Source organism: Nonomuraea sp. NPDC003754 (assembly GCF_053605785.1).
This window is the reverse complement of sequence record NZ_JBSGJX010000003.1, coordinates 376,117-393,136: the sequence shown is the minus strand read 5'-3', so window position 1 is coordinate 393,136 and position 17,020 is coordinate 376,117. Positions and strand designations below refer to the sequence as shown.

The 17,020-nt window shown below is 66.8% G+C and carries 14 protein-coding genes and 1 tRNA gene; 2 read left to right on the top strand and 13 right to left on the bottom strand.

The window, feature by feature from the left end; translation table 11 throughout:
• Window positions 1–171 precede the first annotated feature (171 nt).
• From ACWEVS_RS06290 to ACWEVS_RS06280, 3 genes are all read right to left on the bottom strand, one after another.
• Entirely contained in the window at window positions 172–1,368 is a 1,197-nt protein-coding gene (locus tag ACWEVS_RS06290; protein WP_452550211.1) for an MFS transporter, read from the bottom strand.
• A 400-nt stretch (window positions 1,369–1,768) separates the two neighbouring features.
• Window positions 1,769–2,302 carry an NUDIX hydrolase gene (locus tag ACWEVS_RS06285; RefSeq protein WP_452550209.1) on the bottom strand — a complete coding sequence of 178 codons (534 nt, stop codon included), beginning with the start codon at window positions 2,300–2,302 and terminating at the stop codon, window positions 1,769–1,771.
• Between the two features lie 18 nt (window positions 2,303–2,320).
• Window positions 2,321–2,788 (bottom strand): hypothetical protein, encoded by a 468-nt coding sequence (locus tag ACWEVS_RS06280; protein ID WP_452550207.1) that lies wholly within the window; start codon window positions 2,786–2,788, stop codon window positions 2,321–2,323.
• A 292-nt stretch (window positions 2,789–3,080) separates the two neighbouring features.
• On the opposite strand from ACWEVS_RS06280, the gene ACWEVS_RS06275 reads away from it, so the two are divergent.
• A complete protein-coding gene (locus ACWEVS_RS06275) occupies window positions 3,081–3,251 on the top strand; it encodes a hypothetical protein (protein ID WP_452550205.1) in 171 nt (56 codons plus the stop codon).
• A 133-nt stretch (window positions 3,252–3,384) separates the two neighbouring features.
• On the opposite strand, the gene ACWEVS_RS06270 is transcribed toward ACWEVS_RS06275, so the two are convergent.
• The gene (locus ACWEVS_RS06270; RefSeq protein ID WP_452550221.1) at window positions 3,385–4,719 is read right to left on the bottom strand and encodes a hypothetical protein; all 1,335 of its coding nucleotides are present in this window, start codon (window positions 4,717–4,719) and stop codon (window positions 3,385–3,387) included.
• Between ACWEVS_RS06270 and ACWEVS_RS06265 the strand changes: the two genes are divergently transcribed.
• Window positions 4,627–5,010, top strand: a complete 384-nt coding sequence (locus ACWEVS_RS06265) for a tyrosine-type recombinase/integrase (RefSeq protein WP_452550203.1) — start codon at window positions 4,627–4,629, stop codon at window positions 5,008–5,010. The genes ACWEVS_RS06270 and ACWEVS_RS06265 overlap by 93 nt on opposite strands.
• Window positions 5,011–5,132: 122 nt before the next feature.
• Here the strand turns inward: ACWEVS_RS06265 and ACWEVS_RS06260 are convergent.
• From ACWEVS_RS06260 to dnaA, 9 genes are all read right to left on the bottom strand, one after another.
• Window positions 5,133–5,206 (bottom strand) — tRNA-Ile (locus tag ACWEVS_RS06260).
• 115 nt (window positions 5,207–5,321) lie between these two features.
• Window positions 5,322–5,927, bottom strand: coding sequence for a DUF3566 domain-containing protein (locus ACWEVS_RS06255; RefSeq protein ID WP_449916049.1), 606 nt, complete (start codon window positions 5,925–5,927; stop codon window positions 5,322–5,324).
• Window positions 5,928–5,930: 3 nt separating this feature from the next.
• The gene (gene gyrA / locus ACWEVS_RS06250; protein WP_354916722.1) at window positions 5,931–8,432 is read right to left on the bottom strand and encodes a DNA gyrase subunit A; all 2,502 of its coding nucleotides are present in this window, start codon (window positions 8,430–8,432) and stop codon (window positions 5,931–5,933) included.
• A 33-nt stretch (window positions 8,433–8,465) separates the two neighbouring features.
• A complete protein-coding gene (gene gyrB, locus ACWEVS_RS06245; RefSeq protein WP_449916187.1) occupies window positions 8,466–10,388 on the bottom strand; it encodes a DNA topoisomerase (ATP-hydrolyzing) subunit B in 1,923 nt (640 codons plus the stop codon).
• Between the two features lie 326 nt (window positions 10,389–10,714).
• On the bottom strand, window positions 10,715–11,212 hold the full coding sequence (locus tag ACWEVS_RS06240; protein WP_354916716.1) for a DUF721 domain-containing protein: 498 nt from the start codon (window positions 11,210–11,212) through the stop codon (window positions 10,715–10,717).
• The gene (recF, locus tag ACWEVS_RS06235; protein WP_452413167.1) at window positions 11,202–12,434 is read right to left on the bottom strand and encodes a DNA replication/repair protein RecF; all 1,233 of its coding nucleotides are present in this window, start codon (window positions 12,432–12,434) and stop codon (window positions 11,202–11,204) included. Before recF ends, ACWEVS_RS06240 begins: the two co-directional genes overlap by 11 nt.
• Window positions 12,435–12,604: 170 nt before the next feature.
• On the bottom strand, window positions 12,605–13,546 hold the full coding sequence (gene gnd / locus ACWEVS_RS06230) for a phosphogluconate dehydrogenase (NAD(+)-dependent, decarboxylating) (RefSeq protein WP_449916045.1): 942 nt from the start codon (window positions 13,544–13,546) through the stop codon (window positions 12,605–12,607).
• 45 nt (window positions 13,547–13,591) lie between these two features.
• Window positions 13,592–14,731: a DNA polymerase III subunit beta gene (gene dnaN / locus ACWEVS_RS06225; RefSeq protein ID WP_354919292.1), complete on the bottom strand. Its 1,140-nt coding sequence runs from the start codon at window positions 14,729–14,731 to the stop codon at window positions 13,592–13,594.
• A 523-nt stretch (window positions 14,732–15,254) separates the two neighbouring features.
• A complete protein-coding gene (dnaA, locus tag ACWEVS_RS06220; protein WP_449916042.1) occupies window positions 15,255–16,772 on the bottom strand; it encodes a chromosomal replication initiator protein DnaA in 1,518 nt (505 codons plus the stop codon).
• Window positions 16,773–17,020: the final 248 nt, after the last annotated feature.

The window sequence follows — 17,020 nt, the reverse complement described above, 5'->3', positions numbered from 1 at the left end:
AGAACGCGCGAACGCCCAGCTCAAAGGCTGGAAGATCCTCCGAAAGCTACGCTGCAGCCCTTCCAAGGCCGGCCACCTCTGCAAGGCCATCGCCGTCCTTCAGAACCACCGTGTCGCTCACGCCGCCCGAGGATGAAAAACGTTCAATGATGGCGTCTCAGACAAACGAGATCAACGGAAAGGCCAGGTCAAAAGCGCCGCAACGAGCAAAAAAGAAGAAGAAGCAATAAACGTCGCATTAAGTCCGAAAAAGTGCGCAAGAGCGCCACCGGCTAGAGCACCACACCCTGCCACCCCGAGGCCAAGGAGCCGAAACGCAGCAACCACGCGACCAAGAAGCCCGTCTGGCGTCAGTGCCTGACGAGCAGAGGCCACGGCCACACTGGACATCGATCCGCAGGCCCCCATGATGACGAAGAGCGCTCCGGTCACCCAGACGTTGCTGACCAGGAGGATGCCCGTCCACGAGATCGCTTGTCCGCTCAGCGCAATGCTCTGGGTCTGGCGGTAGGTCAGCCGGCTGGTGAGCGGACGTGCCCACCAGCCAGCAGGTATGCCGCCTACCGCTATAGCAGCCAAAAGCACGCCGTAAACGGCATTCGGTATGTCCAGGATCGATGTGGCATAGAGTACGAACGTGGCCATCGCCACGTTGAACGCACCGTTGTAGGCACCCGTGCTCAGCGCCAAGATTAATAGCTCTCTCGTCTTGACCAGATGCCCGAGCCCGGCTCGTACGGCAGAGCCAAGCCCTTCATGCGGCCCATCGGCTACCGCAGGGTTCGGAAGAAGTCGCACGAGTACCGCCGAAGCGAGGAAAGAGAGCGCATCCAACCCGAATGGCAGCACGCGTGAAACTGCAAAGGAGGCAGATCCCAAAGGAGGACCAAGCAGGGAACGGCCTGCCATATCAATCGACCAGAACCGCCCATTAACATGTGCAAGCGCGCCCTTGTCCCGCCCGACGATAAACGGAATGATCGCTTGGGCGGCTGAGTCGAAGAAGCATTGCGCAATGCCTACGACGAGGACCGTTGCCACAAGCAGCGGCACCGAAGCCTGACCATTCAGCACGGCTATCGCCAGCCCGGCAAGGACTACAGCTCGAACGAGATCAGCAATCACCATGACCCGCCGTCGCTGCCAACGATCGACCAACGCACCGGCAGGCAAGCCGATGATCAACCATGGCAAATAGAAAGCCGCATACACCAGCGAAATCGCAAGCGGATCTCTGGTAATCTCCGCCGCCAGCAGCGGAGCAGCAGCCCAGAACGCGCCATCTCCCGTAACCGAGATCCCCGTAGCCGCAAGCAGTGGAACAACACGGCGTACCTGGTGTCCCTCTCGCTCCGCTGCCTGCGTCACCGCCAGTACCTCCTACTCAGCGGGCCCGCCTCGCTCGAACTCTCCGGAATGCACGCCACGCTGGCGATCACCGGCTACCCGCGCGAGGTCGCACCCGGCTGGCTGGAACCGCTGCTCACTACTCGGGACGACTCGATGTCTCCCTGTACATCGAAACCATCTCTTCCTTGGTTGCCGTCGACCCTGCGCGAGCAACTGGCAGACGCCAGCCCCGGACGCGGGGGACGCTCACGAGCCTGCTGCCCGGCAGCCAGTTTTGCGCCCGCGGCGCGCATGCTGCGGCAGGCATGGCTCCCTGGCCGAGTCCTGAAGCCCGCACCGTCGTCTGCGCCGGCGCCATACAGGACGATCCCGGTCGGCCTGGTTAGCTGCGGGCTCCCGCTGAGTCGCTGTGCCTACGTCAGATCGCAGCGACACTCTTGGCCAGCCGGGCGGTCGGCAGATCGGCGGGAGGGCGCCAGGAGAAAGCGACGACCTCCTCTGGCTGGATCGAGATCGACGACTCCTTAGCCCAGAATGCGAACCTGAAGTCGGCGTGGAAGTGAGCAGGCTCACCCTTCGCGGGGTTGGCCGGGATCTCGTGAACGTCGATGTCGACTGGGATGATGTTATGGACGGGCGATCGAGGGACGACGTGCTGCCAGGGCAGACCGGTTTCCTCCGCCAGCTCGCGCAAGGCCGCGCCGTAGAGGCTGCGGTCGCCAGGTTCGACGTGACCGCCGGGCAGCAGCCATCGGTCCAGCGCGCGGTGGTGGATCATCAGGACATGTCCTGCGGCGTTGAGGGTGGCGGCGCTGCAAGTGACGTGCAGTGGAAACGTCCTGCGGGATGACAGGTCCGCGGCGCCTTCCAGCGCCTTGACGAGCGCGGCCACATCGGCGGCGCGGTGGGGGTGGGCGGCGAGGTAGTCATCCATAACGGTGCGGATTTCCACCGGAGCGACAGTCATGCGCTAGCCAGCCGAGGCAAGCTCTGGCCAGCCGTACAGGCCGATCCCGGCAGAGGTATACGGCACGGTGTTGTCAGGCAGGCTGTGCGTAGGCTCCCATCGGAGCCCGACGCACTTGGCAGCTTCGGCGTTGAACACCTTGCCCGCCCAGGAGCTCGTTGCGCAGAAGATCCCCACACGCGGTTTGCCCTCCGGCGATAGATGGTGGACGACGGTGGCGGGCCGCAGCGAGACCGGATCCAGATGGACGCCGATCTCTTCGCGGCCTCGTCGACGGATACCTGATACCGCTGCTTCATGGTCATGCACCTTGTGGTCGGCTATCACCCCTTGGTTGCGTGACAGTAGCGCACTGATGTGGCCCGTGACGGCACAGACGACGGCTTGCGGCGAAAGCTCACCGGTGTCCACTCTGAACGTCGGTAAGCCATCAGCCGCCAAGACGCCAACCCGGACCAGCAGGTTGTACATGCGTACCTCGGTTCGCTGGAGCCGTCGTGCTCGAACCGTGTGTGCACGCCGTGCCCCCGGAGCCTGGTTTGCAGCAGGTGAAGCGCAGCGCTGAGGATGACGGCAACGTCCGGCCGGCGGGCGGCTGCGTTCTTCCCCACCCGGCCGGGATCGCGGCTGTGGGACGACCTGAGGCGAGCGCCGTCCCACGGCCTGAACTGACCGTTTCTCCCCAAGGGAGTTATTGCAAAAGGACGGGGCGCTGGCGGTCGACGTCCCTATCGGTGATCCGCGCGAGATAGTACCGCTCGGCTTGGAGAACCTCCTGGCCGCCGACCTGGTGCGCCTTACTGTGCTCGTCGATCTGGGCATCGAGTTGGACGTCGCCTTCGGCGATGCCGAGTTCCTCGCGGAGCTCGCGGTGCAGGGCGGTGTGTGGTCCTCGCCGCTGTCGAGGGAGCCGCCCGGGGCGGCCTCCTCATAGCGCAGCAGCACCCGCTTGATGCTCCATGTCGCCGACATGTGACAGCTCAGTTCCACTCGACGAGCTAGACACTGCGGTGGCGCTGTGTTCCTGGCCAAAGGTCAGGAACACAGACAGCGAGCTGACACGGTCGCTATCCGTCGAGGCGGTCCGTGATCTTCGCTTGAAGGTCACCCAATGCTGATGTGCCCGCATAGGGTGCGGTTTCGTCGAGTAGTTCCCGAAGTCGGTCCTGGACGCGTGTTGAGTCCACGAAGGCCATCAGCTCTAGTGCGGAGTTGGTGGCGGCGACGGCGCCGTCCGGGTCACGGGCGGCGAGGTGCGCCCGCGCCAGACCGATCAGATCGAAGGTTTTGCTGCGGATACGGCCTTCGCCCCGCAGGGTGATCGCTTGTTTGATCATGCTGATGGAGCGGGTCGCGTGCGTCGGGTGGCCTTGGCGGGCGGCGATCTGGTAGCACACGCCCAGGGTGGCATAGTACTCGCCCATGTCGAAGAAGCCCACCCACGGCGGGTCATCCGCGGGGGTGCTGTGCTCGAACGCGTCTTCGGCCAGGCCCGCTGCTCGGTCGAAGTCGGGTCTTCCCATGACGGCGTAGGAGCGGGCTTCGAGACTGTGCAGGATGGCCCGGACTGTCGGGGTGGCAGTGTTGCGGGCCCCGTACAGGGCCAGGTGGACGAGTTCGAGAGCGTCCTGGGGCCGGTTCTGGTGGCCGGCTTGGCGGGCCATGCAGTTGAGCAGGTGCGCGCCGAGGTTAGCGTCACCTGCCTCCTTCGCGACGCGCAGGCCCAGCAGGAAGTAATGCTGGGCGGCGGCGTGCATACCGCAGTCGTGGCTCATCCATCCGGCGACGCTGGCCAGCTCGCCAACGGCGGCATACAGCTTACGGCCGACCTTTTCGGTGTAGATGGCATCCTTCAGCAGGGACGCCGCCCAGGTGAGTTGCCCGATCACCGCTTCGCGGGCCAGGCCACCGCCGTGGAGGTTGTCCAGCTCGCGCAGGCCCGCGGTGACGGCGTGGATCTGCGTGACCTCACGAAGCCCGATACGGCTGCGGCTGTGGCCGGAGGGGATGTCGAGGGGGTCGGGGGTGGCGGTCGTCCAGGGCTGGATGGCTCGCAGCAGATCGTCGCCGGTGAGGACGGCAGCGCTGTGGTTGATAACGTCGCGGCGGCCGAGCATGAGGTCGCTCCTGGTGCAGTTGATGATCTCGGTGATCGTGTGTGTCGATACCCAGGGGGTGCCCGGCCACGCGGTCACCGGCGCGGCGGGGTCGAGGCCGATGTGGGCGAGAGTGAGTTGCTGGCCGACGTGGCGGCGTAGAACTTCCAGCAAAAGCTCGGCCTCGCGCCTGACAATCCCTTCGCCGACTCCATGTGTTACGGCGGGCGTACTGCGGTCGTAGGTGCCCTGTTGAGACTTCAGGAGAATGGATGCTACGGACAGCGGCCCCGGCCAGCCCGCCACCTGGTCCAGGATGGCACGGCCTGGCCTGCACTGTTCGAGGACGGTACGCCTCACGATTTGCGCCACAGCCAAGAGACGTGGCTGGGAGATGAGCGGATCGCGCAGAAGACGATCAACAAGCGCATGGGGCACAAGACGAAGAAGACGAAGATGATCTACACACACGTCACCGATGAGATGAAGCGGCAGATCAGCGACGCCTTGGAGCGACGGCTGTGGGCCGCCGTGGGAGAACTGGCGGCCGTGCGGCCGGTCGATGGCCCGCTTCTGTCGCGATCCTGGATGAGCTGATCGTCAGTTGGCGGGCTCGGCAGTCTACGCCCGAGACGTCTTCCCAAGCTCAGGTACAGATCGAGTATAAAAATGGCGAGAGGCCCCTCTCCGCGATCTCGGAAAAGGGCCTCTGAGCTGGGTGGGGCTACCAGGACTTGAACCTGGGACCTCTTCCTTATCAGGGAAGCGCTCTAACCGTCTGAGCTATAGCCCCGCGCACAAAGAACGTTATCGCATCCGTCAGCCGGAGGCGAACCGGTTGTTCGTACGAGGAAAGCTTACCGTGTCCCGGGCGCTGCTCGCGCCGCGTCCGGGACACGGTAAAGGGCCTATTCGGCCTCGCTGAACGTCACCTCGACGCCGCCCACCAGGTCGGCGGCGATGTTGTAGATGACCGCGCCCAGCGTCGACAGCGCCGTGATCAGCACGACGTTGACCGCGCCGATGAGCGCGGTGTACCCGAGGATCCTGACCGGCTCGAACCACGCAGAGATGTCGAAGCTCCCCGAGCTCTGCCCGTCGGCCTGGGTCAGCTGGTTGACCGTCTGGACGATCGAGTCGAAGACCCCGATGGCCGACAGCACGCCGTACAGGACGGCGACCGCGACGAACAGGATCACGAAGCAGACCAGGGAGACGACGAAGCTGAACTTCATCGCCGACCACGGTTCCACGCGCCGCAGCACCAGGTGCGCCTTGCGAGGCAGGCGGGCCGCCGCTGCGGCCGCCTTCTTCTTCGGCAGCTCGACGGCCGGCGGCGGTGGGGCCTCGGAGGTCAGAGACGGACGGAGACGGACCGTCTCGTTCTTCCGCTCCGCCTCGTCCTGGGCCTGGTCCTCCGTGATGTCAAGGACTTCCGTCTCGTTGGGCTTGGCAGGCTTCTGCCCGTTCTCCCGAGACGATGTCGTCTTCGCGGAACCGCCCTGGGCGTTCATGGACTACTCTCCTCCCCCGTCTTCCTCAGCTTCCGCCGAAGTCTCCATCGACTCGGCGTTCCGAGCGAGGGCCACGACGCTGTCGCCTTCGGCGAGATTCATCAGGCGCACTCCCATGGTCTGACGGCCAGACTGCTTGATCTCCCCAGCGCTCGTCCGGATCACCCCGCCGTTGGATGTGATCGCGAAGACCTCGTCCTCCGGGTTGACCATGACGGCTCCGACCAGCTTGCCACGAGAGGTAACAATCTTCGCAGTAAGCACGCCCTTGCCGCCACGTCCCTGGACCGGATACTGCTCAACAGCTGTCCGTTTCGCGTACCCGCCCTCGGTGGCGATAAGCACGTCTTCGCCATCACCCATGCGATTCATGGCGAGAAGTTCGTCACCTTCTAGGAATCTCATGCCGATGACACCACTTGTCGCCCTGCCCATGGGGCGCAGCGCGTCGTCGGTGGCGGTGAAGCGGATGGCCTGCGCGCCCTTGGAGACGAGCAGCAGGTCGTCCTGTTCGGAGACCAGCCGTGCGGCGATCACCTCGTCGTCCTCACGCAGGTTGATCGCGATCAGGCCGCCGGACCTGGGGGAGTCGTACTCCGCCAGCCTCGTCTTCTTGACCAGGCCGCTGCGGGTGGCCAGCACCAGGTACGGCGCGACGTCGTAGTCACGCAGGTCGAGGACCTCCATGACGGTCTCGTCGGGCTGCATGGCCAGCAGGTTGGCCAGGTGCAGGCCGCGCGCGTCACGCCCCGACTCGGGCAGCTCGTAGGCCTTGACCCGGTAGACGCGGCCCTTGTTGGTGAAGAACAGCAGCCAGTGGTGGGTCGTGGTGACGAAGAAGTGGTCGACGATGTCGTCCTGGCGCAGCTGCGCCCCGCGCACGCCCTTGCCGCCGCGCTTCTGCGCCCGGTAGAGGTCGGTCTTGGTGCGCTTGGCGTAGCCGCCGCGGGTGATCGTGACGACGATCTCGTCCTCGGCGATGAGGTCCTCGATCGACATGTCGCCGTCGTAGGCGATGATCTCGGTGCGCCGGTCGTCGCCGTACTTGGCGACGATCTCCGACAGCTCGTCGTTGATGATCTCGCGCTGGCGGGCCTGGCTGGCCAGGATCGCGTTGTACTCGGCGATCTGGGTCATCAGGTTGTCGTACTCGTCCTGGATCGCCTGGCGCTCCAGGGCGGCCAGCTTGCGCAGCTGCATGTCGAGGATGGCCTGGGCCTGGACCTCGTCGATGTCGAGCAGCGTCATCAGGCCGCCCTGCGCCTCAGCGGCCGAGGGGGAGCGCCTGATCAGCGCGATGACCTCGTCCATCCGCTCCAGCGCCTTGAGCAGCCCGCGCAGGATGTGGGCGCGCTCCTCGGCCTTGCGCAGCAGGTAGCGGGTCCTGCGGACGATGACCTCGATCTGGTGCGCCACGTAGTGGCGGATGAACTGGTCGAGGCGCAGCGTGCGGGGCACGCCGTCGACCAGCGCCAGCATGTTGGCGCCGAAGGTGTCCTGCAGCTGGGTGTGCTTGTAGAGGTTGTTCAGCACGACCTTGGCGACCGCGTCGCGCTTGAGCACGATCACCAGGCGCTGGCCGACCCGCGAGGAGGACTCGTCGCGGACGTCGGCGATGCCGGTCAGCTTGCCCTCGCGCACCAGCTCGGCGATCTTGAGGGCCAGGTTGTCCGGGTTGACCTGGTAGGGCAGCTCGGTGACCACCAGCGACTGGCGGCCCTTGCCGTCCTCCTCGACCTCGACGACGGCCCGCATGGTGATGGAGCCGCGGCCGGTGCGGTAGGCGTCCTCGATGCCGCGCCGGCCGACGATCAGGCCGTGGGTCGGGAAGTCGGGCCCCTTGACCAGCCCGATGGCCGCCTCGAGCAGCTCCTCGTCGGTGGCGTCGGGGTTCTCCAGGCACCACTTGACGGCCGCGGCGACCTCGCGCAGGTTGTGCGGCGGGATGTTGGTGGCCATGCCGACCGCGATGCCGCCCGAGCCGTTGACGAGCAGCTGCGGGATGCGCGCGGGCAGGACGTCGGGCTCCTGCGACTTGCCGTCGTAGTTGGGCCGGAAGTCGACGGTGTCCTTGTCGATGTCGCGCAGCATCTCCATGGCGATGGGCGCGAGCTTGCACTCGGTGTAGCGCATCGCCGCCGCGGGGTCGTTGCCGGGCGAGCCGAAGTTGCCCTGCCCGTCGACCAGCGGGTAGCGCAGCGACCACGGCTGCGCCAGCCGTACGAGCGCGTCGTAGATGGAGGTGTCGCCATGCGGGTGGTAGGTGCCCATGACGTCACCGACGACGCGGGCGCACTTGAAGTAGCCGCGGTCGGGACGGTAGCCACCGTCGTACATGGCGTAGAGCACCCGGCGGTGCACCGGCTTGAGACCGTCGCGGACGTCGGGCAGCGCACGGGACACGATGACGGACATCGCGTAGTCCATGTAGCTGCGCTGCATCTCGGACTGGATGTCCACAGGCTCGATGCGGTCAGCCGGGGGAGTGGTGTTCACTTCCGTCACAGGTGAAGATCCTTTTTTCTGGTACGGCTACCGCTATACGTCGAGGAAGCGGACGTCACGCGCGTTACGGATGATGAAGTCGCGCCTGGCCTCGACGTCCTCGCCCATGAGCACGCTGAACAGGTCGTCGGCCTGCGCGGCGTCGTCGAGCGTGACCAGGCGCAGCAGCCGCGTCGCGGGGTTCATCGTGGTCTCCCACAGCTGCCCGGCGTTCATCTCGCCCAGACCCTTGAAGCGCTGGACGTTGTCGCGCGGGCGCGGGTCGGGCTTGCCCGCCGCGATGCCCTCGGCGATGACCGCGTCGCGCTCGGAGTCGGAGTAGGCGTAGGAGGCGTCGTCACCCTTGCGGTCCCACTTGATCTTGTAGAGCGGCGGGCACGACAGGTAGACGTGACCGGCCTCGATCAGCGGCCGCATGAAGCGGAACAGCAGGGTCAGCAGCAGCGTGTTGATGTGCTGACCGTCGACGTCGGCGTCGGCCATCAGGATCACCTTGTGGTAGCGCAGCTTGGCGATGTCGAACTCGTCGTGCACGCCGGTGCCGAGCGCGGTGATCAGCGCCTGGACCTCGTTGTTCTTCAGGACCTTGTCGATCCTGGCCTTCTCCACGTTGAGGATCTTGCCCCGGATGGGCAGGATCGCCTGGAAGCGGGAGTCGCGGCCGCCCTTGGCGGAGCCGCCGGCCGAGTCGCCCTCGACGATGAACAGCTCGCACTTGTCGGGCTCGTTCCACTGGCAGTCGGCCAGCTTGCCCGGCAGGCCGCTGCCGGACTCCAGCAGCGACTTGCGCCTGGTCAGGTCGCGGGCCTGGCGTGCCGCGAGGCGGGCGCGGGCGGCCTGCAGCGACTTGTTGATGATGTCCTTGGCCTCGCCGGGGTTGCGCTCGAACCAGTCGCGCAGGTGGTCGTTGCAGGCCTTCTGGACGAAGGACTTGGCCTCGGTGTTGCCCAGCTTGGTCTTGGTCTGGCCCTCGAACTGCGGGTCGGCCAGCTTGACCGAGACGATCGCGGTCAGGCCCTCGCGGACGTCCTCACCGGAGAGGTTGTCGTCCTTGCCCTCCTTGAGGAACTTCTGCTCGCGCGCGTAGCGGTTGACGATGGACGTCAGGGCCGCGCGGAAGCCCTCCTCGTGGGTGCCGCCCTCAGCCGTGTTGATCGTGTTGGCGAAGGTGTAGACCGACTCGGAGTAGGAGTTGTTCCACTGCATGGCGATCTCGACGGAGATGCCCTCACCGTGGGCCTCGAAGTCGACGACCGACGCGTGGGCCGGCTCCTTCTTGGAGTTGAGGTGCCTGACGAAGTCGGACAGGCCGCCCTCGTAGTGGTAGTGGACCTTGTGGACCTCGCCGTTGATGTGGTCGGGCCGCTCGTCGGTCAGCGTGATCGTCAGGCCCTTGTTGAGGAAGGCCATCTCCTGGAAGCGGCGCGAGAGCGTCTCGAAGTTCCACGTGGTGGTCTCGAAGATCGCCGGGTCGGCCCAGAAGGTGATCGACGTGCCGCTCTGGTCGGTGGTCTCGCCCTTGGCCAGCGGAGCCACCGGCTTGGACATCTCGAAGCGCTGGCGCCAGACGTGGCCGTTCTGCTCGACGACGACGTCCATGGCGGTCGACAGCGCGTTGACGACCGCCGAGCCGACGCCGTGCAGGCCGCCGGAGACCGCGTAGGACTTGCCGTCGAACTTGCCGCCCGCGTGGAGCGTGGTCAGCACGACCTCGACCGCGGAGCGCTTTTCCACAGGGTGGATACCCGTGGGGATGCCACGGCCGTTGTCGACGACCCGCACGCCGTTGTCGGCGAGGAGCGTCACGTCGATGCGGTCGGCGTGACCCGCGAGGGCCTCGTCGACGGAGTTGTCGACGATCTCGTAGACGAGATGGTGCAGACCGCGCTCACCGGTCGAACCGATATACATACCCGGGCGCTTGCGGACCGCCTCAAGCCCTTCGAGTACGGTGATTGAGCTAGCGTCGTAGGACAAGTGCGAAATCCTCCTGCCGCGGACACGCGGCCGGGGAGGCGACAACCGCCAGCTGCCCCTGCCGTGCCCGTCACCGTCGTGAGTGCCCCGATGCGCGGTCACCCAGGGGAGTCGGCTCGCATGCCGCGGGTGACACGCAAGCGGACGTGTCCGGAATCCGCTTTCATTCTACCGGCTCTGAGCGCCGAAGGTGGCATCGAACGCGCCTGTGATGCCCTGTAGCTCGTTTTCCCCCCTGTCGAGCATCCCCCCTCTTGGAGGAGGGCCGCTCCCGTCTGCGGCCTTCTGATCGCCCGACGCGGGATTTAGCCGTACGTGTCGCCCGGGCCTCGGCTGCCCGTGACCCGCAGCCCCCCGGACGGCCTCGGCCCGTTCTGCGGGCCTCTGACCTTGACCTTCTTGACCGTTCCAGGGCCGAGTTCCTCGTTCAGCCTGTGGATGAGCGTGCGGGCCAGCAGCCGGACCTGGGTGGCCCAGGCGGTGGAGTCGGCGGCGATGACCACCTCGCCGTCCTCGAACGCCTCCGGTTTGGTGTGCGCGGCCAGGTCGGGACCCACGATGTCGGGCCACCGGCCGAAGACGCCGCCGACCGCGGCCGAGCGCTCCCAGCCGCGGGCGGCCAGCAGGTCGGTGATCGCCTTGCCGAACAGCTGGGGGTCGCCCGCGTCACGCTGGGCCACCGACCGGCGGCGCGGCTCCCGGCGCGGCAACTGCCCCCGCCTGGCCGCGTCGGCCTTGGCCTGGGCGAGCTTCTCCCTGGCCAGCGCCGCCCCACGGGCGGTCGGGTTGTCGTCACCTGACACGGGTCACGCTCCCCCCTGCTACATCGAATCGGGCACCGGTCAGCTCCCTCGGCACGTCGTCGGCCACCGCCGCGGTGATCAGCACCTGCTCGGCGGGCGCGACGATCTCGGCCAGCCTGCGCCTGCGCTGGCTGTCGAGCTCGGCGAAGACGTCGTCGAGGATCAGGACGGGATCGCCGCCGTCGGCGCGCAGCAGGTCGTAGGCGGCCAGCCGGAGTGCCAGCGCGAACGACCACGACTCGCCGTGGCTGGCGTAGCCGCGCGCGGGCAGGTCGCCGAGGCCGAGAACGAGGTCGTCGCGGTGCGGGCCGACCAGGGTGACGCCGCGCTCCAGTTCGGCCTCGCGGACCTCGATCAGCCGCTCTTTCAACCTCGACTCAAGGGTTTTCCCCAGGTCTGTGGATAACGTGTGTGCATCGGGAGATCCGGCTTCACCGGCCTCTTCGCCGTCCACGGCATCCCCGCCTGTGGACAACGTGCTGCGATAGGCCAGCCGCGCGGGAGCGCTCGTGGGTGCCAGCGAAGCATAGGCGGAGGCGACCAGTGGCCGCAGCGCTTCGATCAGATCGAGTCTGGCGCGCAGCAACTCCGCGCCGTGCCGGGCGAGGTGCGCGTCCCACACCTCCAGCGTGCTCAGGACGTCTCCCGCGCCCGCCGCGGCGAAGGCCGCCTCCCGCTCCGCCCTGCGCCCGCCACCGCGCCCCCTGCGCGCCTGGGCGGCCGTACGCAGCAGGGCGCCGCGCTGCTTCAGCACCCGGTCGTAGTCGGCCCTGACCCCGGCGAAGCGGGGCGCGCGGGCCACGAGCAGGTCGTCGAGGAAGCGTCTGCGCTCGCCCGGGTCGCCCTTGACGAGCGCGAGGTCCTCGGGGGCGAAGAGCACCGTGCGGAGCAGCCCGAGGACGTCGCGGGGCCGGGAGACGGGGGAGCGGTTGAGCCTGGCTCTGTTGGCCCTGCCCGGGTTGATCTCCAGCTCGATCAGCGCGCGCCGGTCGTCCCTGTGGACGGCGCAGCGGATGATCGCCCTGCTGGCGCCCTGCCGGACGAGAGGGGCGTCGGTGGCCACCCGGTGGCTGGAGTGCGTCGCCACGTAGCCCATGGCCTCGACGAGGTTGGTCTTGCCCTGGCCGTTGGGACCGACGAACGCCGTGACGCCCGGCTCCAGGCCGAGCTCCACGGAGGCGTAGGACCGGAAGTCGGTCAGCGACAGGTGGGCGACGTGCACCCCACGAAGGTTAGTGGGCCACACCGACCACTGGGGTCACCGTCGGGCTCCCCTGTGGAAAACCGATATGGCCCGCCGCACCCTGTGCACAACGGGCCGCGCCCGGTGGATCCCTGTCCACATCCCGGCGCGCCCTGTGGACGAACCGGGGGAGCGAACGGGATACCGGGTTACTCGGCTTCCTTCGGCGGGACGACGTCGGCGCCGGGGGAGTCGGCGCCCTTCGCGTGGGCGCCCGCCTCCGAGACGACCGCGTGCCCGCCGAACTGGTTGCGCAGCGCCGCGACCATCTTCATGGCCGGCGAGTCGTCCTGCCGCGAGGCGAACCGCGCGTACAGCGCGGCCGTGATCACCGGCAGCGGGACCGCGTGGTCGACCGCCGCCTGGACGGTCCACCGGCCCTCGCCCGAGTCCTGTGCATAACCCTTGAGCTTGTCGAGGTGCTCGTCGGAGTCGAGCGCCCGCACCAGCAGGTCGAGCAGCCACGACCTGATCACCGTGCCGGTGCGCCAGCTGGCGAAGCTGCCGCGGACGTCCTTGACGATGTCGGAGGCCTCGAGCAGCTCCCAGCCCTCGGCGTAGGCCTGCATCATGCCGTACTCGATGCCGTTGTGGACCATCTTCGCGAAGTGTCCCGCGCCGACCTCGCCGGCGTGGACGAAGCCGTTCTCGCCCTCGGGCTTGAGCGTCTCGAAGACGGGCATCAGCCGCTGGACGTCGGCCTCGGCGCCGCCGCACATGAGCGCGTAGCCGTTCTCCAGGCCCCACACGCCGCCGCTGACGCCGCAGTCGACGAAACCGATGCCGTGGGTCTTGAGCTCCTCGGCGTGGCGCTGGTCGTCCACATAGTGCGAGTTGCCGCCGTCGACCACGAGGTCGCCCGGCTCGAGCAGCTCGCCGAGCACGTTGATCGTCTGCTGGGTGGGACCGCCCGCCGGGACCATGACCCACACCGCGCGGGGCGTCTGGAGGCGTTCGACGAGCTCCTTGAGGCTGGCGACGTCGCTGACCTCGGGATCGCGATCGTAGCCGACCACCTCATGGCCGCCGCGGCGCAGCCGCTCGGCCATGTTGCCGCCCATCTTCCCGAGCCCGACCATGCCGATCTGCATGTTGATAACCCCCTTGTCAGGCTTCCATCATCTCTGATGGCCTGGTCAGCTGGACAAGCGGATGGGCATGATCAAGTAACGGTAGTCAGGCGTGCCACCGTCGTCCACAGGCTTGCCGCCAGTGAGGATAGCGGGCTTGGTCGAGGTGGTCATCTGCAGCCTGGCCACATCGGAGTCGATCGCGCCGAGACCCTCCAGCAGGAACTGGTGGTTGAAGGCGATGTTCATCTCCTCGCCCTCGTAGTCCACCGGCAGCACCTCGACGGCCTGCGCCTCGTCGCCGCTGCCCGCCTCGAGAACGACCTCGCCGCCGCGGAAGGCCAGCCGTACCGGGGTGTTGCGCTCGGCGACCAGCGCCACACGCTTGACGGCCTCGACGAACGGGCCTGTGGACAGGTCCGCCTTGGCGGAGAACTCGGTCGGCAGCAGCGAGCGGTACTTGGGGAACTCGGGGTCCAGCAGCCGCGTGGTGGTGCGCCGGCCCGCGCTGGAGAAGCCGATCATCCCCTCGCCCGTGCCGCCCACGGAGCTGAGCGCGATCTCGACCTCGGCGCCGGTCGATCCCAGTGCCTTGGCGGTGTCGGCCAGCGTCTTGCCGGGGATCATGGCGATCGCCGAGAAGTCGGGCTGTCCCGGCTGCCACTTCAGCTCCCGTACGGCCAGGCGGTACCTGTCGGTGGCCGCGAGGGTCACGGTGTCGCCCTCGATCTCCATCCGCACACCGGTGAGCATCGGCAGCGTGTCGTCCCTGCCGGCGGCGACGGCGACCTGGCTGACGGCGGAGGCGAACACGTCGCTGCCCACCCGGCCGGCCGCGGGCGGCATCGTGGGAAGGGACGGGTAGTCCTCCACAGGCATGGTCAGCAGGGTGAATCGAGCGCTGCCGCACGTGACGACCGCCTTGGCGCCGTCCACCACGAAATCCACAGGCTGTGCGGGAAGCGCGCGGGTGATCTCGGCGAGCAGCTTGCCGGAGACGAGCACCACGCCCGCCTCACCGGTCTGCGGCTCGAGCGTCACCTCGGCCGAGACCTCGTAGTCGAAGCCCGACAGCTTCAGCTGGCCCGCGTCGGTGACTTCCATGCGCATGCCTGCCAGGACGGGCACGGACGGGCGCGCAGGCAGGCTGCGTGCCGTCCATGCGACCGCCTCAGCGAGCACGTCGCGCTCGATCCGGAACATCACGGGGATCACCCTCCTGGTTGGTCGTCGCTGGTTGTCAAGTCTTCACTCTCCCGCACATGAGCTCGGGGAGAACCCCTCTATGGGTCTTTGAATTTCTTCGTTAGAGATAAGTGGAGTCATCTTCATAGGGGCTGTGGATGTTGTGGATAACCGGCGTTTCCGCAGCTCATCCCGTCGATGTTCATCCACTGCCCATGTGGGCGAAGCCTGGGGAGAACTTCGCCGCCTGGGGATGACGGATCGTTGCCCACAGGCCGTCCCCAGATCTGGGGGTCTTCATCCACCGGTTATCCACTGGGTTTCAACAGGTTATCCACGGGGTAGAAGGGGTCACCTGGAGCTCCCGTTTCCGATGTTCACAGGGCGTCCACAGGTTGTCCACGAGCTGTCCCCAGGTTGTCCCCAACATGTCCCCAGCCTTATCCCCAGGCTCTGTGGGCGGCGTTCGCGCTTTTTGATCTTCATCTGGCCCCGGAAAGGCCGTCTGAGCTGGTCCACAGAGTTATCCACAGGCTGTGCACAATCAGGCTTTGGATGTCTGCTTGATACGCATTGTCAGCTCGTTGACCTGGTTGTACATCGACCGGCGCTCGGCGATGAGGGAGCGTATCTTCCGTTCGGCGTGCATCACCGTGGTGTGGTCACGGCCGCCGAACTGCTGCCCGATCTTCGGCAACGACAGGTCGGTCAGCTCTCTGGCCAGGTACATCGCGATCTGGCGGGCGCTGACCAGCGCCCTGCTGCGCGAGCTTCCACACAGGTCGTCGATCGAGATGCCGAAGTACTCGGCCGTCTTGGCCATGATCGTGGCGATCGTGATCTCGGAGCTCGCGTCGGTGGTGATGAGGTCTTTCAGCACCACCTCGGCCAGCTGGAGATCCACACCCTGCCGGTTGAGGCTGGCGAACGCCGTGACCCTGATCAGCGCGCCCTCGAGCTCGCGGATGTTGGTGGAGATCCGGCTGGCGATGTACTCCAGCACCTCGGGCGGCGCGGCCAGGCCCTCCTGGATGGCCTTCTTCCGCAGGATCGCGATGCGGGTCTCCAGCTCGGGCGGCTGGACGTCGGTGATCAGGCCCCACTCGAACCTGTTGCGCAGCCGGTCCTCCAGGGTGATCAGCTGCTTGGGCGCCCGGTCGCTGGAGATGACGATCTGCTTGTTGGCGTTGTGGAGGGTGTTGAAGGTGTGGAAGAACTCCTCCTGCGTCTGCTCCTTGCCCTCCAGGAACTGGATGTCGTCCACAAGCAGGATGTCGATCGCGCGGTAGCGGCTGCGGAACCCGTCGGCCTTGTGGTCGCGGATGCTGTTGATGAAGTCGTTGGTGAACTCCTCCGAGCTCACGTACCGCACCCTGGCGCCGTCGTACAGGGACTGCGCGTAGTGGCCGATGGCGTGCAGCAGGTGGGTTTTCCCCAGGCCCGAGTCGCCGTAGATGAACAGCGGGTTGTAGGCCTTGGCGGGCGCCTCGGCCACCGCGACGGCGGCCGCGTGCGCGAACCGGTTGCTGGCGCCGATGACGAACGTCTCGAACGTGTACTTCTGGTTGAGCCTGGCCGGCTCGCTCGGCTTGGTGCTCTTGGCCTCCCACCGGTTCTGTGGAGGCTCGGGCTGTGCCTGTGGATATTCGGTGGATATCTGCGACGGCTCCGACGGCGGGGCGAAGAAGAGAGAGGGATCCGGCGCCTGGTAGGCGGGCTGTGCATAACCCGGCACAGGCTCCGGCGCCTGGGGATAACTCGGCGCCGCGGGCTGGGGATGAGGCTCGGCGACGGGCTGGTCCGGGGTGGTGGTGTCGATCATCACGGCCACGCGCACCGGCCTGCCGAGCTCGTGGGACAGCGCGTGGCTCACCGGCGTGCGCAGTTTGCCCTCGATCAGGTCCTTGAGGAACTCGTTGGGGACGCCGAGCACGATCGTGTCGCCCGCCATGGCGATCGGCCTGACCATCGCCAGCCAGGTGCGCTGCTGGATCGGCAGGTTGTCGTTGAGGAAGTTGGCCAGCGCGTGGGCCCATACCGTCCCGAGGTCGTCCTCGTTCATGGTGTGGCTTCCCCTCCGTCGTTTTCCACAGATCGCAACCGCCATGATCGCGGATTGCGTGTCTATCCACAGGTGTGTCTCGAGCGATCTCCGCAGACGATCCACACGTGATCCACAGGAGATCCACAGGCTGTGCACAGAGTGATCCCACCATTACGGCCGGGCTCGGGGAGTTGTGCACACCTGTGTTCAAGTCGTTGTCCACAGCCTAGTGGCACCTGAGTGCACAGACTGTGGACGTGCTATCC

Excerpts from the sequence above, each read along its gene's own strand:
- ACWEVS_RS06280 (WP_452550207.1), bottom strand. The coding sequence starts at position 2,788 with ATGTACAACCTGCTGGTCCGGGTTGGCGTCTTGGCGGCTGATGGCTTA.
- ACWEVS_RS06265 (WP_452550203.1), top strand. The coding sequence starts at position 4,627 with ATGTGTTACGGCGGGCGTACTGCGGTCGTAGGTGCCCTGTTGAGACTT.
- ACWEVS_RS06255 (WP_449916049.1), bottom strand. The coding sequence starts at position 5,927 with ATGAACGCCCAGGGCGGTTCCGCGAAGACGACATCGTCTCGGGAGAAC.
- gnd (WP_449916045.1), bottom strand. The coding sequence starts at position 13,546 with ATGCAGATCGGCATGGTCGGGCTCGGGAAGATGGGCGGCAACATGGCC.
- dnaA (WP_449916042.1), bottom strand. The coding sequence starts at position 16,772 with ATGAACGAGGACGACCTCGGGACGGTATGGGCCCACGCGCTGGCCAAC.